This is a genomic window from Thioclava sp. PTB-PU3-1, assembly GCF_055666785.1.
The window spans coordinates 301,464-315,937 of the sequence record NZ_JBVNVL010000004.1 but is presented as its reverse complement, the minus strand read 5'-3'; the positions used below and the strand labels follow the sequence as shown (position 1 = coordinate 315,937).

Annotated in this window: 17 protein-coding genes; 7 read left to right on the top strand and 10 right to left on the bottom strand. The window is 64.1% G+C overall.

The window, feature by feature from the left end:
* Positions 1–184: 184 nt before the first annotated feature.
* Genes ACZ7GB_RS13365 through ACZ7GB_RS13355 form a run of 3 tightly spaced genes read right to left on the bottom strand, consistent with a single transcriptional unit; the run spans position 185 to position 2,387 of the window.
* Positions 185–1,171 carry a methyltetrahydrofolate cobalamin methyltransferase gene (locus tag ACZ7GB_RS13365; RefSeq protein WP_472159034.1) on the bottom strand — a complete coding sequence of 329 codons (987 nt, stop codon included), beginning with the start codon at positions 1,169–1,171 and terminating at the stop codon, positions 185–187.
* Positions 1,168–2,061 carry a methylenetetrahydrofolate reductase gene (locus ACZ7GB_RS13360; protein WP_472159033.1) on the bottom strand — a complete coding sequence of 298 codons (894 nt, stop codon included), beginning with the start codon at positions 2,059–2,061 and terminating at the stop codon, positions 1,168–1,170. The genes ACZ7GB_RS13365 and ACZ7GB_RS13360 overlap by 4 nt, the downstream gene beginning before the upstream one ends.
* Positions 2,062–2,075: 14 nt before the next feature.
* Positions 2,076–2,387 carry a virulence factor gene (locus ACZ7GB_RS13355; RefSeq protein WP_078520799.1) on the bottom strand — a complete coding sequence of 104 codons (312 nt, stop codon included), beginning with the start codon at positions 2,385–2,387 and terminating at the stop codon, positions 2,076–2,078.
* A 315-nt stretch (positions 2,388–2,702) separates the two neighbouring features.
* Here ACZ7GB_RS13355 and ACZ7GB_RS13350 point away from each other — a divergent pair, with 315 nt between their 5' ends.
* Positions 2,703–3,143 (top strand): EF-hand domain-containing protein, encoded by a 441-nt coding sequence (locus ACZ7GB_RS13350; RefSeq protein WP_472159031.1) that lies wholly within the window; start codon positions 2,703–2,705, stop codon positions 3,141–3,143.
* Between the two features lie 54 nt (positions 3,144–3,197).
* On the opposite strand, the gene ACZ7GB_RS13345 is transcribed toward ACZ7GB_RS13350, so the two are convergent.
* A complete protein-coding gene (locus tag ACZ7GB_RS13345; protein ID WP_078520797.1) occupies positions 3,198–4,112 on the bottom strand; it encodes a LysR family transcriptional regulator in 915 nt (304 codons plus the stop codon).
* Between the two features lie 373 nt (positions 4,113–4,485).
* Here ACZ7GB_RS13345 and ACZ7GB_RS13340 point away from each other — a divergent pair, with 373 nt between their 5' ends.
* The 5 genes from ACZ7GB_RS13340 (at position 4,486) to ACZ7GB_RS13320 (ending at position 9,243) form a co-directional block, all read left to right on the top strand.
* On the top strand, positions 4,486–5,703 hold the full coding sequence (locus tag ACZ7GB_RS13340; RefSeq protein WP_078540779.1) for an ABC transporter substrate-binding protein: 1,218 nt from the start codon (positions 4,486–4,488) through the stop codon (positions 5,701–5,703).
* Positions 5,704–5,775: 72 nt separating this feature from the next.
* On the top strand, positions 5,776–6,549 hold the full coding sequence (locus ACZ7GB_RS13335; RefSeq protein WP_078540781.1) for an ABC transporter ATP-binding protein: 774 nt from the start codon (positions 5,776–5,778) through the stop codon (positions 6,547–6,549).
* Positions 6,550–6,560: 11 nt separating this feature from the next.
* Entirely contained in the window at positions 6,561–7,268 is a 708-nt protein-coding gene (locus tag ACZ7GB_RS13330; RefSeq protein WP_198453301.1) for an ABC transporter ATP-binding protein, read from the top strand.
* Positions 7,269–7,331: 63 nt separating this feature from the next.
* Positions 7,332–8,228 carry a branched-chain amino acid ABC transporter permease gene (locus tag ACZ7GB_RS13325; protein WP_246831903.1) on the top strand — a complete coding sequence of 299 codons (897 nt, stop codon included), beginning with the start codon at positions 7,332–7,334 and terminating at the stop codon, positions 8,226–8,228.
* 94 nt (positions 8,229–8,322) lie between these two features.
* A complete protein-coding gene (locus tag ACZ7GB_RS13320; protein WP_078521040.1) occupies positions 8,323–9,243 on the top strand; it encodes a branched-chain amino acid ABC transporter permease in 921 nt (306 codons plus the stop codon).
* 141 nt (positions 9,244–9,384) lie between these two features.
* On the opposite strand, the gene ACZ7GB_RS13315 is transcribed toward ACZ7GB_RS13320, so the two are convergent.
* Positions 9,385–9,567 carry a hypothetical protein gene (locus ACZ7GB_RS13315; protein WP_078550189.1) on the bottom strand — a complete coding sequence of 61 codons (183 nt, stop codon included), beginning with the start codon at positions 9,565–9,567 and terminating at the stop codon, positions 9,385–9,387.
* Complete coding sequence (gene hpt / locus ACZ7GB_RS13310; protein ID WP_078520791.1) at positions 9,564–10,112, bottom strand: hypoxanthine phosphoribosyltransferase; 549 nt, start codon at positions 10,110–10,112, stop codon at positions 9,564–9,566. The genes ACZ7GB_RS13315 and hpt overlap by 4 nt, the downstream gene beginning before the upstream one ends.
* An 84-nt stretch (positions 10,113–10,196) precedes the next feature.
* Between hpt and ACZ7GB_RS13305 the strand changes: the two genes are divergently transcribed.
* Positions 10,197–10,655, top strand: a complete 459-nt coding sequence (locus ACZ7GB_RS13305; RefSeq protein WP_078520790.1) for a type II toxin-antitoxin system RatA family toxin — start codon at positions 10,197–10,199, stop codon at positions 10,653–10,655.
* 78 nt (positions 10,656–10,733) lie between these two features.
* On the opposite strand, the gene ACZ7GB_RS13300 is transcribed toward ACZ7GB_RS13305, so the two are convergent.
* The 4 genes from ACZ7GB_RS13300 to ACZ7GB_RS13285 form a co-directional block, all read right to left on the bottom strand.
* Positions 10,734–11,912, bottom strand: a complete 1,179-nt coding sequence (locus ACZ7GB_RS13300; protein ID WP_472159107.1) for an ammonium transporter — start codon at positions 11,910–11,912, stop codon at positions 10,734–10,736.
* Positions 11,913–12,091: 179 nt separating this feature from the next.
* The gene (locus ACZ7GB_RS13295; protein ID WP_078550193.1) at positions 12,092–12,565 is read right to left on the bottom strand and encodes a CinA family protein; all 474 of its coding nucleotides are present in this window, start codon (positions 12,563–12,565) and stop codon (positions 12,092–12,094) included.
* The gene (locus tag ACZ7GB_RS13290) at positions 12,562–13,071 is read right to left on the bottom strand and encodes a phosphatidylglycerophosphatase A family protein (protein WP_472159030.1); all 510 of its coding nucleotides are present in this window, start codon (positions 13,069–13,071) and stop codon (positions 12,562–12,564) included. Before ACZ7GB_RS13290 ends, ACZ7GB_RS13295 begins: the two co-directional genes overlap by 4 nt.
* Positions 13,072–13,075: 4 nt before the next feature.
* Positions 13,076–14,203, bottom strand: a complete 1,128-nt coding sequence (locus ACZ7GB_RS13285) for a bifunctional 2-C-methyl-D-erythritol 4-phosphate cytidylyltransferase/2-C-methyl-D-erythritol 2,4-cyclodiphosphate synthase (protein ID WP_472159028.1) — start codon at positions 14,201–14,203, stop codon at positions 13,076–13,078.
* Between the last annotated feature and the right edge of the window lie 271 nt (positions 14,204–14,474).

The following is a 14,474-nucleotide window of genomic DNA, read 5'->3' as shown; positions in this document are numbered from 1 at the left end:
GATCACGGATCCGCGAATCGCGCCGTGATGATCGCCATTGTCGCGGAAATGCGGACAATTTGTGCCTGTTTGCACAACAATCGTTGCTGGATGGGCCGCAAATCCGGCTTGGAAGAAACGCGATGCGCAAAATGCGAAACGCCCGGAGCGAGCCCCGGGCGTTCGACTGTCTTCGTAGGGCTGATCAGGCGCGACGACGGCGCCCGCCGCGGCGTCCACCGACCGAGGAGGTCGCAGCTGCCGCCGAAGCCTCGGCAAAGCTGATGCCGTTCTCTTTCATCGCGTCGAGCGTCTTCGACAGGCGGATCCACTCCATCCCGTTCGGGTCGTGGTTCATCAGCAGGTTGGCGGCGCGGATCGCCTCCATCTCCTGATTGCGGACCGGGTTCATGATCGCCGAGGTCATGCCCGCGCCGATCGCCATCGGCAGGTAGGCCCCGTTGATCCCGTGACGGTTCGGCAGGCCGAAGGAGATGTTCGACGCGCCGCAGGTGGTGTTCACGCCCAGCTCGTCGCGCAGGCGGTTGACCAGCGTGAAGACCTGACGGCCCGCGGAGGCCATCGCGCCCACCGGCATCACCAGCGGATCGACCACGATGTCATGCGCGGGAATGCCGAAATCGGCGGCGCGCTCGACGATCTTCTTGGCCACGGCGAAACGCACGTCGGGATCTTCGGAAATCCCGGTGTCGTCGTTCGAGATCGCGACGACCGGCACGTTGTATTTCTTCACCAGCGGCAGAACCAGTTCCAGACGCTCTTCCTCGCCGGTGACCGAGTTCAGAAGCGGGCGGCCTTCGGCGGCTTCGAGACCTGCCTCGAGCGCGGCCGGGACCGAGCTGTCGATGCACAGCGGCACGTCGATCACGCCCTGCACGCAGTTGATCAGGTCGCGCATCAGCGAGGGCTCGACGAAGTTGTTATCCGCATAGCGCGGGTCTTCGGCCATCTTGTTCGAGAACACCGCACCCGAGTTGATGTCCAGAACCGTGGCGCCGCAGGCGACCTGCTCGAGCGCGTCTTTCTCGACGGTCGAGAAATCGCCTTGCTCCAGCTCGGCGGCCAGCTTCTTGCGGCCGGTGGGGTTGATCCGCTCACCGATGACGCAGAAGGGCTCGTCAAAGCCGATCACGACGGTTTTGGTTTTGGACTCAAGGACGGTGCGGGTCATTCATGGCCTCTCTGTTCGGCGATCCAATTGGCTGTCGCGGTGATACCGCCCAGCGGGAAGAAATGCACGGCTTCGATATTCGACGGGCAATCGGCGGCCAGATCGGCCAGCAATTCGGTCGGCTCGAAGGGCATGAGCAGCTTGGTCACGTCGCGGGCGCGCTTTTGCAGCACTTTCAGCGAAGGGCCGACGCCGCAGGCGATGGCGAACTTCAGGAGCGTCTGCAGTTTCGCGGGGCCCGCGATGCCGAGATGGATCGGCATTTCGATGCCGTTGGCCTCCAGACGCTTGGCCCAGTCACGGATCGGACCGGCCTCGAAGGCGAATTGCGTGGCGATCGCCATATCCGCATCGGTGCGGTTCGCGAAATCCTGTTTGAGCTTCAGCGCGGCCATCACTTCGGCCTCGCCGCCATTGGGGTCAATGTCGCGGTTGCCCTCGGGGTGGCCGGCGACGTGCAGACGGGCGAAGCCGTCGAAGGCGCCGGTCTCGATCATCTGCATCGCGCAGTGGAAGTCGCCCTTCGGCTCGGCCACGCCGCCGCCCAGCAGCAGCGCCTGCTCGACGCCTGCCTCGCCGCGATAGCGCGCGACCCAGTCATTGAGCTGCGCCTCGTCGCGGATGATGCGCGCGGGGAAGTGCGGCATCGGCTCGAAACCCTCTTCGCGCAGACGCTTGGCGGTTGCGAGCATCTCCTCGATCGGGGTGCCGTCGATATGGGCGATATAGACGCGGGAGCCCTTCGCGAACAAAGGCGCGAAGCTTTCCACCTTGGCGGCGGTGCGGGGCATCACCTCGACCGAGGCGCCCTCCAGCAGAGCCGCCATCTTGCCGTTCACCGGCGGACGGGCCGGGGTCTTGGCCTCGCGGCGGAAATTCACAAGAGCCATGCGCCTATTCTCCCTTACGCGTCGGGCTGGGTGTTCCAGCCGTCATTGGCAATCAACGCACGCAACCGCGCGTCGTCATAGTCAGAGAGAATACGCGCCAGCACGGCTTCGGCCGCTTCGGCATCGTCGCCGGGCTCTTCACCCGAAGCCACCTTGCGCCACTCGGCCAGATAGGCGTCGCTGTCGCGGGCGCCGATCTTCATAGCCGCGCGGTCGATCGCCTGCTCGAACCGTTCGGGCAGCGGTTTCTTGACGCCACGCCGTCCCTTGCCCGCAATGATTTGGGCCGGGATGTCACGCCAATAGACCAAGGTGATCTGTGCCATGCGAATCTCTCCTCGTATGCGCAGAATTGCCCGAAACCGACGCGGGACAGGGTGGATTTTCGACATTCCGTCGCGGCTGAGCGACGTGCCGGTGACTGTGGGGCAGGTGATAGCAGCCGGGCAGGGGGCTGGGCCACCTCTGTGCATCGGAATAATCCGCGCCAAGATCATGAGCGTAGCTCAAGCTGCCTGCGGCACAAACGCCGCGCGGCGATCTGGCACATTCTGTGACGCGCCGCACTGTCTACATCCTCCGGGCAACCCGAAAACAGGTCGCCCCTCTGCGGTGCGGCCAAGTCAGAGAGATGATCCGAGATGACCAAGACCTCCATTCTGATCGCGGCGCTGTTCACCGCGCTCCCCTTCGCCGCTCAGGCAGAGACCCCCGGCGAGCAGTTCATGTCCACTTGGGATCTCGATGGCGACGGCACGGCCACGCTGGCCGAGCTGGAGCAGATGCGCTCGGATGTCTTTGCCTCTTTCGATGCCAATGAAGACGGCAAGCTCGACGCCGAGGAACACGCGGTCTTCGACGAGGCGCGCGCCAATGACGTGGCGGGCTACGAGGGTCAGCAGCGCGCGCAGATGCAGAAGATGGCCGATGGCATGACGATGGTCGCGACCGATGCCGATGGCGACAAGCAGGTGACGCTGGCTGAGTTCCAGACCGGCACGGCCAAGTGGTTCGCCCAGCTCGACAAGAATGGCGATGGCGGAGTCACCATCGACGATTTCGCGCGCAAGCCCGCACAGTAATGCCCGCACAGGAATGACAGCGCCACGACGCCCGGTCGCTTTGCGGTCGGGTGGTCAGGTGCTGGTGGCAGTGATCCGGGGCAGGAACTCTGCACGGTTCTTCGAGACTTCCTCGGCGATGAAGCGCATCGCGGCACGAACGCGGGCGATCTCGTGCAGGTCTTCATGGGTCACCAGCCAGAAGGTGCGGCGGATCTCGATCTCGTCGGGCAGGATCGGCACCAGCTTCGTCGAATGGCGGGCGAGGAAGTCGGGCAGCACCGCGATCCCGCGTCCGGCCTCCGCGACATGCTTATGCGCGAAGAGGTTGGTCGAGGACAGGCGCGGCGTGTGATCGCCCAGCGTGACCGACAGGTAATCCAGCTCCGGCGTGTAGATCAGCTCGGGGATATAGCCGACCAGCGGGTGCTTCAGCAGATCCTCCTTGCGGTTGATCCCCGGATTGCGGGCGAGGTAATCGGGGGACGCATAGAAATGCAGCGTGTATTCGGTGAGCTTGCGTGACACGAGCCGCCCCTTTTCGGGCCGCGACAGGGTGATCGCGATATCCGCCTCGCGCTTGGACAGCGAGAAGAGGCGCGGGGTGGCGACCAGCTGCGCCTCCAGTTCGGGATTGGCCTTGATGAATTCCGCCAGACGCGGCGCGAGGAAGAACGCCCCGAACGCATCGGGCGCGCCGATCCGCACCGTGCCCGACAACGCATAGAGCGTGCCCGACAATTCGTCCTGCACGCGGGCTGCGACATTCTCGATCTGCTCGGCCTTCGCCAGAAGCCGCTCGCCATGTTCCGAGAGCGCATAGCCGCGCGGGCTGCGCTCGAACAATTGCGCGCCAAGCTGGGTCTCCAGAGATTTGACCCGACGTGATACAGTGGCATGATCGGTGCCCATCGCACGGGCTGCGACGGTCAGGCGACCGGCCCGGGCCACCGAGAGAAAGAATCGGAGATCGTCCCAATCGAAGCTCATTGACGGTCCTTTTTGCGGTCTCGTGTCGGAAAAACGGGTAATATGGGCATTTCCGCACATGCGTTTGGCAATACGTGGCATGGTCGCGTGCATTTTCCCACCTAGCCTTTTGCACATGGCCGGTTTCTGCCTAAGGTGCGTGCACTGACAGGAAGTTTATCGGGTCATCGGGAACCGCGGCGGCGCAAGCACTTGAATGTCCGCCCGTTTCCACGCTGAATTCACTGGCGGCCGCGTTGAGGAGCAGGGACGGCCGCACGAGGAGAAACACAAGATCTTATTCCGGCAGGGACCGCAAAGGCGTCCCGTCGGTGTGCTCTCATGGCGCCGCGCGCCGGGGAGCCAAATCTATCAACCAACGGGAGGAATGTTGATGAAATCAGCTATTTACGCAGGTGTGAGTGCCGCGGCGCTGAGCTTGGCCGCAGGCGGCGCGATGGCGCAGGACGCGATCTCGAACGGCTCCGTGAAAATCGGTGTGCTGGGCGATATGTCCGGCGTCTATTCGACCGGTTTCTCGGGTAAGGGCGCGGTCGACGCGGTCAAGATGGCCGTGCGCGACTTCGGCGGCGAAGTTCTCGGCAAGCCGATCGAAGTGATCTCGGCCGACCACCAGAACAAGGCGGATGTCGGTTCGGCCACCGCTCGCGAGTGGATCGACCAAGAGCATGTCGACATGATCGCCGACCTGACCAACTCGGCCGTGGCGCTTGCCGTGCAGCAGCTCGCCTCCGAGAAGAAGACCATCACCTTCGCCACCGGTGCTGCCACCGCGGCCCTGACCGGCGAGAACTGCTCGAAATACGGTATCCACTACGGCTACGACACCCACGCGCTGCCGGTCGGCACCGCGACGGCCGTTGTGAAGAATGGCGGCGACAGCTGGTACTTCATCACCGCCGACTACGCCTTCGGTCACGCGCTGCAGGACAACACGTCCTCGGTCGTGGAAGATCTGGGCGGCTCGGTTGTGGGCAGCTCGGACGTGCCGCTGGCAACCACCGACTTCTCCTCCTACCTGCTGCAGGCGCAAAGCTCGGGCGCGAAGGTGATCGGTCTCGCGAATGCGGGTCAGGACACCGTCAACGCCATCAAGCAGGCGCATGAATTCGGCATCGTCGCAGGCGGCCAGCAGCTCGCTGGTATGCTCGTGCTGATCTCGGACGTGAAGTCGCTCGGCACCGACGTCGCCAAGGGCCTCCAGTTCACCAGCGGTTGGTACTGGAACATGGATGACGAGAGCCGGAAGTGGAAAGCGGAGTACGAGAAGTTCTCGGGCGGCGAAGCGCCGACCTTCGTGCACGCAGCCGACTACTCGCTGACCATGGCCTATCTCGAGGCGATCAAGGCAGCTGGCACCGACGACGCCGACAAGGTGCGTGAGCAGCTTGGCAAGATGAAGATCGACGACTTCTTCGCCAAGGGCGGCACCATCCGTTCCGACGGCCTGCTTGAGCACGACATGTACCTGCTCAAGGTGAAAGACGGCGGCGAAGATCCGTGGGATGTGGCCGACGTGGCACGCACGATTCCGGGCAACGAGGCCTATGCCTCGCTCGAAGCGGGCGGCTGCAAGCTGGTCAACAAGTGATCTGAACAAATCCTTGGCGCAGGGCGGCATTGCGACCGCCCTGCGCCTGCGTATCAGTCCGAAAGCGAGACCATGAGCGACGATATCATTCTCGAGGCCAAGAACCTGACCAAGAGTTTCGGCGGCTTCGTGGCCGTCAATGACGTGAACCTGCGCATCAAGCGCGGCGCGATCCACGCGATCATCGGCCCGAACGGAGCGGGTAAGACGACGATGTTCAACCTGCTGACGAAATTCATCACGCCCACATCGGGCAAGATCCTCTTCAACGACCGCGATATCACCAATCGCAAACCCGCGGAGATCGCCAATATGGGCATCGTGCGGTCGTTCCAGATTTCCGCCGTGTTCCCGCACCTGACGGCGCTGGAGAACGTGCGGCTTGCGCTGCAGCGCTCGCTGGGCGTGAGCTACCAGTTCTGGCGCTCCAAATCGGTGCTGCATGACCTCGACGCGAAAGCGGTCGCGGCGCTCGATCAGGTGGGTCTGAAGGAGTTCGCCCATCTCAAGGCGGTGGAGCTGCCCTACGGGCGCAAACGCGCGCTGGAGATCGCGACGACGTTGGGGTTGGAGCCGGAACTCATGCTGCTCGACGAGCCGACCCAGGGCATGGGCACCGAGGACGTGGGCGCCGTGACCGAGCTGATCGGCCGTGTCCGCGAGGGGCGCACCATCGTGATGGTGGAGCATAACCTCGGCGTCGTGGCCGAACTGGCCGACACGATCACCGTGCTCGCGCGCGGCGAAGTGCTGGCCGAAGGGCCCTATTCCGAAGTGTCGAAGAACCCGGCTGTCATGGAGGCCTATATGGGCGTCTCCGCCGACGAGCAGGAGGAGGTCGCATGAGCACCGAAACGATGATCAAACCGATGCTCAAGATCGAGAACCTGCATGCATGGTATGGCGAGAGCCACGTCCTGCACGGGATCAATCTCGAACTGGGCGAGGGGCAGCTGATCACCCTTCTGGGCCGCAACGGCGCAGGCCGGTCGACCACGCTGCGCTCGATCATGGGCATGGTCGATCGCCGCGAAGGCTCGATCAAGATCAATGGCGAGGAGTTCCTGACGAAACCCACGCACAAGATCTCGCCCGATGCGCGGATCGGCTATTGCCCCGAGGAGCGCGGCATCTTCGCCTCGCTCAATGTCGAGGAAAACCTGATGCTTCCGCCGAGCGTGGGCGAGGGCGGCATGTCGGTGGAGGAACTCTTCGAGATGTTCCCGAACCTCGCCAATGTCCGCAAGCGGATGGGCACGCGGCTTTCGGGCGGCGAACAGCAGATGCTGGCCATCGCGCGCATCCTGCGCACCGGCTCGCGGCTGCTGCTGCTTGACGAGATCACCGAGGGTCTTGCGCCCGTGATCGTGAAGACGCTGGGCCGCGTGATCCGCGACCTGAAATCGCGCGGCTATACGATCGTTCTGGTGGAGCAGAACTTCCGCTTCGCCGCCCCGCTCGCCGACCGCCATTACGTCATCGAACATGGCGAGGTGATCGACGTGATCGAAGCCGATCAGGTCGAAGCCTCGATGGACCGGCTGAACCATTACCTGAGCGTGTAACGAGAAACCGGGCCGGGCTCAGGCGCCCGAGACCCGACAGGGAGGACAACCCCGATGGATCCGATGATCCGACTTATTCTTGCCCAGGGGATGCTGGGCCTAAACAACGGCGTGTTCTACGCGATGCTGAGCCTCGGGCTCGCGGTTATCTTCGGCCTCTTGAACGTGGTCAACTTCGCGCATGGCGCGCTCTATATGCTCGGCGCGTTTCTTGCGCTGATCATGTATTCCTATGTCGGTCAGTGGATCGGCATGGCGGACCTGCATATCGGCTTCTGGCCGGCGCTGATCCTCGCGCCGATCCTGGTGGCGTGCTTCGGGATGCTGATCGAGCGCTTCTTGCTGCGCAGGCTCTACAAGCTCGACCCGATCTATTCGCTGCTGCTGACCTTCGGGATCACGCTGGTGCTGCAGGGCCTGTTCATCAACTTCTTCAACGCGTCGGGCACGCCCTATCCGGGGATGCCGGAGAGCATGAAGGGCGTGACCAATCTCGGCTTCATGATGTTCCCGAAATACCGCCTCTTCGTGATCGTCTTCTCGATCGTCGTGTGTTTCGTGACCTGGTTCGTGATCGAACGGACCCGGATCGGCGCACGGCTGCGCGCGGGCACCGAGAACCCCGAGCTGGTGAAAGCCTTCGGGATCAACGTGCCGCTGATGGTGATGCTGACCTTCGGCTTCGGCACCGGCCTTGCGGGTCTCGCAGGGGTGCTGGCGGCACCGATCTACTCGGTCAGCCCGCTGATGGGGGCGAACCTGATCATCGTGATCTTCGCGGTCGTCGTGATCGGCGGCATGGGCTCGATTGCGGGGGCGGTGATTACCGGCTTCTCTCTGGGGCTGATCGAGGGCGTGACCAAGGTCTTCTATGCGCCCGCTGCAAACACGGTGATCTTCCTGCTGATGGTGATCGTGCTTCTGGTGCGCCCGTCGGGCCTCTTCGGACGTCAAGGGTGAGGGTGAAGACATGAGCAATACGACAAGTACGACGAGCGAAATCGGCGAATTCGAACAGGACGACGTCAGCCCCGAGACCCATAAGCGCGGCCGCATGGTGCAGGCGGTGTTCTGGGTGGTGCTGCTGGGCTTCCTCGCGGTGGCCCCGTTCTTCCTCTACCCGGTCTTCGTGATGCAGCTGCTGTGCTTTGCGCTGTTCGCGGCGGCCTTCAACCTGCTGATCGGCTTCACCGGCCTTCTCAGCTTCGGCCATGCCGCCTTCTTCGGGGGCGCGGCCTATGTGGCGGGCCATGTGCTGAAGGTCTGGGGCTTTCCGCCGATCCTCGGCATCATCGCAGGCACGCTCGCAGCGGCTGCGATGGGCTGGGTCGTGGGCTCGCTCGCGATCCGTCGGCAGGGCATCTACTTCGCGATGATCACGCTCGCGCTCGCGCAGATCGTGTATTTCTTCGCGCTGCAAATGCCCTTCACCGGGGGCGAGGACGGTCTGCAGGGCATCCCGCGCGGCAATCTGCTGGGCATCTTCAACCTCAGCGATCCGATCACGATGTATTACTTCGTGGCGGCCGTCTTCATCGTCGGCTTCCTCGCGATCTACCGCATCGTGCATTCGCCCTTCGGTCAGGTTCTGCAGGCGATCCGCGAGAACGAGCCGCGCGCGCTGTCGCTGGGCTACAACGTGGACCGTTTCAAGCTGCTGGCCTTCGTGCTCTCGGCGGGTCTGGCCGGGCTTGCGGGCTCGACCAAGGCGCTGGTGTTCCAGTTCGCCTCGCTGACGGATGCGCATTGGCAGATGTCGGGCGAGGTGATCCTGATGACGCTCTTGGGCGGCATGGGCACGATCTTCGGCCCGGTCGTGGGCGCGTTCATCGTGGTCACGCTGCAGCACTTCCTGTCGGGCATCGGCTCGTGGGTGCAGGTCGTGATCGGCGGCACGTTCATCGCCTGCGTGCTGCTGTTCCGCCGCGGCATCGTCGGTGAAATCGCGCGTCTGCTGCGCATTTCGTCGCTGTAAAACTGGCGTGGCGGGGGCTTTGCCCCCGCGCGTCACGGCCCGCCGCTTGCGCGTCGGGCGTTCGGCGGGGCGTCCTTCCACTGGAAGGCCGCCTTTCCCGCCTCACCCCCCGGGATACTTACGCCAAGAGGAAGAGGGGGCTCAGGGTCTGGGCGCGCGCAGGGCGCGCGGGTTCACCGTCGCCCAATCCGGCCAATATCCCAGCTTCTCAATCACCACGATCGCGATCACGGCCAGCGCCACGACGGCCACGATCTTCACCTGCGTCATCGACGGCGGGCGACGTGCCCACCGCGCCATGCGCAGCAGCCACGTGTAATTCACGAAGCATCCTCGGTGAAGCGCACCTTGCCGATGAAGGGCAGGTTGCGATTGCGCTGCGCGAAGTCGATGCCGTAGCCCACGACGAATTCGTCGGGGATCTCGAAGCCGGTCCAGGTGGCGCGCACATCGACCTCGCGCCGCGAGGGTTTGTCGAGCAGGGCGCAGCATTCGATCCGGCCCGGTTTGCGCGCGCGCAGCATGCCCATGACGTGGTGCAGGGTGAAGCCGGTATCGACGATATCCTCGACCACCAGCACGTCGCGGCCTTCGATCCCTGCGCGCAGGTCCTTGAGGATGCGCACTTCGCGCGAGCTGGTCATCGCGTCGCCGTAGCTCGACGCCTCGAGAAAATCGACTTCGACAGGGAGGTCGATCTCGCGCACCAGATCGGCGATGAACACGAAAGAGCCGCGCAAGAGCCCCACCACGACCAGCTTGTCGGTGCCCTTGAAGGTCCGGGTGATTTCGGCGGCCAATTCCTCGACCCGGGCCGCGATCTGCTTTGCCGAAATCATCTGGTCGATCACATAGGGGCGCTGCGTCATGATGTCGGGCCTCGAAACGGGTTGTAGGGCTTGAACTCGGGCTTAGCTTTAGCGCATCAAGAGGCGCAAGAAAACGGGAGAGACATGCCTAAGCATCACGAGAACCGGGTCATGCCCTATAGCGCGCAACAGATCTACGATCTGGTGGCCGATGTGGGGAGCTATCCGAAATTCCTGCCGTGGAATTCGGCAGCCCGCGTGCGCTCGCGCGAGGAGCGCCCGGACGGCTCGATCCTGATGCTGGCCGATCTGGTGATCTCGTTCAAAGTGTTCCGCGAGAAGTTCGGCTCGCGCGTGGTGCTGCATCCCGATGAGCATCACATCGAGACCGAATATCTCGACGGGCCGTTCAAATACATGCACAGCCATTGGCGCATGTCCGATCGCGACGACGGCTCCTGCGAGGTCGATTTCCATGTCGATTTCGAATTCAAAAACGCGATCCTGCAGGGCGTGATCGGCGTCGTCTTCAACGAGGCGATGCAGCGGATCGTGCGCGCTTTCGAGAAGCGCGCCGAGGAATTGTATGGCCCCAAGGGCTGAGTGATCCTCGCCTTGCGTTCTACGAAAAAGGCCGCCCTTCGGGGGCGGCCTTTTCTGTTTCGGGTCAAACCCCTGCGATCAGGAGTTCATGTCATAGGCGCGCTCGCCATGGGTGGACAGGTCCAGCCCGTTGGTCTCGTGCTCGTCGCTCACGCGAAGCGGGAAGACCAGCCGCACCAGCATCGCCAGAACCCAGCTGCCCGCGACGGTGAAGACCCCGACGACGGCCAGCGCGCCGAGTTGGGCAACAAAGCTGCCATGGCCGAAGACCGCAATCATGATCGTGCCGAAGATGCCGCCCACGCCATGGACCGCGAAGACGTCGAGGCTGTCGTCGACATGCAGCCTTTCGCGGATCAGCACGACGAATTCCTGACAGATGATCCCGGCGGCGAAGCCGATCACCAGCGCCTCGATCGGGCCCACGAAGCCCGAGGCGGGGGTGATCGAGGCGAGGCCTGCGATCGTGCCGGTCACGAGGCCCACCATCGAGGCGCGACCGAACTTGATGCGCTCCCACAGCGCCCAGCTGAGCGAGGCGGCGGCGGCGGAGATATGGGTGACGGTGATCGCCATGCCGGCCACGCCATCGGCTGCCAGCTCCGAGCCGCCGTTGAAGCCGAACCAGCCGACCCACAGCAGGCCTGCGCCCATCGCGACCATGCCGGGGTTATGCGGCGGCGTGGTGCGCTTCACCCGCGGGCCGATCATCAGCGCCAGCACGAGGGCCGCGAGGCCCGCGGTTTCGTGCACCACGATGCCGCCCGCGAAATCCTTGGTGCCGACCGCGCCCCAGATGCCGCCATCGGACATGATGCCACCGCCCCAGATCCAATGCGCGACGGGCGCGTAGATCAGCAGCATCCACAGCCCGGTGAAGACCATCACGAAGCCGTAGTTGATGCGCTCCACGAAGGCGCCGACGATCAGCGCGGGCGTGATGATCGCGAAGGTCATCTGGAAGGCGAAGAAGACGATCTCGGGGATCGAGCCCGACAGCGTGTCCGGCGTGATGCCCAGCAGTGCGAATTTACCCAAGCCGCCCCAGTAGCCATTAGCATCTCCGAAGGCGATCGAATAGCCGAACAGCAGCCACAGCACGCTCATCAGCGCCGCGATCGAGAAACACTGCATGAAGATCGACAGCACGTTGCGCGCCCGCACGAGCCCGCCGTAAAACAGCGCCAGCCCCGGCAGCGTCATCAGCAAAACCAGCGCCGTCGCCACCATGATCCACGCGGTATCGGCCGCGTTCATCCCCGCTTCCATCTCGACAAATCCTCCTCGAAATTCCCTCTGGAGGGCAGGGGACATAAGCGCCGCGCGCAATAAAGAGACATTTTGCGCAAAACCCGCCTATTCGCGCGTCACTTTTGTAACTGCGCGAAAAATGGGCGGTGCGGGGTGCGTGTGCTTATGACGTGGGCGGTTTGGAGTCAGGCTTGCGCCGCCGACAGCAGCAGGGCGAGCGCGTGATCGCGGGCCGCTTCGCGCACTTTGTCGCGGCCGAGTGCGCCGAATTCGACCGTCTCGACTTGGGTTTCGGCGCCCTCGCGCGCGAGGCCGAAACAGACGCGGCCCTCGGGTTTGAATTCCGATCCGCCGGGGCCCGCGATGCCGGTGATCGCGACGGCGATCTGGGCGTGGGAGTGGCTCAGCGCGCCCTCGGCCATCTCGCGCGCGACAGGCTCGGAGACCGCGCCGTGGGCGTCGAGGCTTTCCGCGCTGACGCCCAGCATCTCGCGTTTGGCGTCATTGGTGTAGGTGACAAAGCCGCGCTCCACGACCGCGGACGATCCCGGAATATCGGTAAGGGCTGCGGCGACCATCCCTCCGGTGCAGCTCTCGGCGGTCGCGACCATCAGGCCGCGCGCCTTGCAGGCGTCGAGAACGTCCGACGCGCGGCTCATCCCATCATGCCCAGAAAGACGATGTGGTAGAGGCCTGCGAGGATGATCGACACGATCCCGGCGAAGACCCCGGCCCAGATGTCATCCAGCATCACGCCCGTCGCGTCATGGCGGCGATCGGCGCGGCCCACGAGCCACGGCTTCCAGATGTCGAACAGCCGAAACAGCAGGAACGCTGCGACCGGCCCGGGCCAGACCATGTGTAGATCGACGCCCGTGGAGAGGCCGCGCTGCCAGAAGCCGAAGGCCGGGAACAGGAGCGCCACCCATTGGCCCGCCACCTCGTCGATGACGATCTCGGAGGGGTCGTCGGCGCTGTCGCCCAGCTGCGCGCGCACCGACCAGAAGCCGAGCGCGGTGACCGCGATGGTGGCGATCACCAGCGGGAGGAAGCCCAGCCAATGCTCGATCACCCAGCCGATCAGCACCGCCACCAGCGAGCCCCAGGTGCCCGGCGCGGGTTTCAGCAAGCCGACAAATCCGACCGTGTTGATGGCGCGCAGCATGGGGTTACTCCTTGATCAGCGTGGCGGTGGCGATGGCGGCGATGCCTTCCTCGCGCCCGGTGAAACCCAGACGCTCGGAGGTGGTGGCCTTGACCGAGATCCGGCCCGGCTCGATCCCGATGATGCGGGCGAGAGCCTGCGCCATTTCAGCGGCATGCGGGCCGATCTTCGGGCGCTCGCAGATCAGCGTCACATCGGCATTGCCCAGACGAAAGCCCCGCGTCTCGGCCAGTTTCACCGCGTGATCGAGGAAGATCTCCGACGCAGCGCCTTTCCATTGCGGGTCCGACGGCGGGAAATGCCGTCCGATATCGCCCTCGGCCAGCGCGCCATAGATCGCATCGGTCAGCGCGTGCATGCCCACATCGGCATCGGAATGACCCTTGAGCTTCTTGTCATGCGGCACCGCGACCCCGCAGAGCGTCACATGATCGCCCGGCTCGAAAGCGTGCACGTCGTAGCCATGGCCCAAACGGATATCCATCTTGTCTCCCAACAGTCTCTCGGCCCGGGCGAAATCCTCCGGGTAGGTGATCTTCAGATTGTCTTCCGAGCCGCGCGTGATCGCAACCGAAAGACCGGCCGCGCGGGCCACTTCCACGTCATCGGTCGCCCCGCCGGGATGGGCGCGATGGGCGCTGAGGATCGCGTCGAAATCGAAGCCCTGCGGGGTTTGCGCGCGGTAGAGCCCGTGGCGGTCCTGCGTGCCGGTGACCTGACCGTTCTCGCCGGTCCAGAGCGCATCCGACACGGGCAGGGCGGGCGCTGCCGCCTGTGCGCTGTCGAGCGCCTCGAGCACGCCGTCGATCACCGCGCGGCTCACCAGCGGGCGGGCGCCGTCATGGATCAGCACCTTCTCGACGCCCGAGCCCTCGAGCATCTCCAGCGCATTGCGCACCGAGGCATCGCGGCTCGCACCGCCCGCACAAAGCGCGACCTCGCCCTGAAACTGCGCGATGCCGCGCGTCATGTCCTCGGGATGCAGAACGACCACGATCCGCCCGATGCCTTTGAAAGCGGCAACGGTATGGGCCAGCACCGGCTGCCCCGCGAGGCTCTGCCATTGCTTCGGGGTTTCTCCGCCAGCGCGGGTGCCACGCCCGGCGGCGACGATGATGATGGCGTTGCTCATGGCGGCTCCCTGATCGCCCAAGGGCTTAGGCGAAGACGCGGCTTTGCGCAATCGGTGCCGCTGGACGCGATACGTCGCGCGATGTGACAACTGGCCACAGTTAGGTGATTAAAAAATAGGCGGATGCTGATTTTCCCACCTAAAAAGGGGTGGACGCAATTGTGATTCTTTGGTCAAACGCCTAATTCGAAGGAAGACGAGTGACAGGACACCTCCGTGCCGAAGATTTTGGTTCTCGACGACATCACACTGACCCCGCCGGTCTTTCTCG

Excerpts from the sequence above, each read along its gene's own strand:
- ACZ7GB_RS13355 (WP_078520799.1), bottom strand. The coding sequence starts at position 2,387 with ATGGCACAGATCACCTTGGTCTATTGGCGTGACATCCCGGCCCAAATC.
- ACZ7GB_RS13325 (WP_246831903.1), top strand. The coding sequence starts at position 7,332 with ATGATCCGACTTATTCTTGCCCAGGGGATGCTGGGCCTAAACAACGGC.
- ACZ7GB_RS13320 (WP_078521040.1), top strand. The coding sequence starts at position 8,323 with ATGGTGCAGGCGGTGTTCTGGGTGGTGCTGCTGGGCTTCCTCGCGGTG.
- ACZ7GB_RS13290 (WP_472159030.1), bottom strand. The coding sequence starts at position 13,071 with ATGCTGCGCGCCATCAACACGGTCGGATTTGTCGGCTTGCTGAAACCC.
- ACZ7GB_RS13295 (WP_078550193.1), bottom strand. The coding sequence starts at position 12,565 with ATGAGCCGCGCGTCGGACGTTCTCGACGCCTGCAAGGCGCGCGGCCTG.
- hpt (WP_078520791.1), bottom strand. The coding sequence starts at position 10,112 with ATGACGCAGCGCCCCTATGTGATCGACCAGATGATTTCGGCAAAGCAG.
- ACZ7GB_RS13365 (WP_472159034.1), bottom strand. The coding sequence starts at position 1,171 with ATGACCCGCACCGTCCTTGAGTCCAAAACCAAAACCGTCGTGATCGGC.
- ACZ7GB_RS13360 (WP_472159033.1), bottom strand. The coding sequence starts at position 2,061 with ATGGCTCTTGTGAATTTCCGCCGCGAGGCCAAGACCCCGGCCCGTCCG.
- ACZ7GB_RS13330 (WP_198453301.1), top strand. The coding sequence starts at position 6,561 with ATGATCAAACCGATGCTCAAGATCGAGAACCTGCATGCATGGTATGGC.
- ACZ7GB_RS13350 (WP_472159031.1), top strand. The coding sequence starts at position 2,703 with ATGACCAAGACCTCCATTCTGATCGCGGCGCTGTTCACCGCGCTCCCC.
- ACZ7GB_RS13305 (WP_078520790.1), top strand. The coding sequence starts at position 10,197 with ATGCCTAAGCATCACGAGAACCGGGTCATGCCCTATAGCGCGCAACAG.
- ACZ7GB_RS13345 (WP_078520797.1), bottom strand. The coding sequence starts at position 4,112 with ATGAGCTTCGATTGGGACGATCTCCGATTCTTTCTCTCGGTGGCCCGG.
- ACZ7GB_RS13340 (WP_078540779.1), top strand. The coding sequence starts at position 4,486 with ATGAAATCAGCTATTTACGCAGGTGTGAGTGCCGCGGCGCTGAGCTTG.
- ACZ7GB_RS13335 (WP_078540781.1), top strand. The coding sequence starts at position 5,776 with ATGAGCGACGATATCATTCTCGAGGCCAAGAACCTGACCAAGAGTTTC.
- ACZ7GB_RS13300 (WP_472159107.1), bottom strand. The coding sequence starts at position 11,912 with ATGAACGCGGCCGATACCGCGTGGATCATGGTGGCGACGGCGCTGGTT.
- ACZ7GB_RS13285 (WP_472159028.1), bottom strand. The coding sequence starts at position 14,203 with ATGAGCAACGCCATCATCATCGTCGCCGCCGGGCGTGGCACCCGCGCT.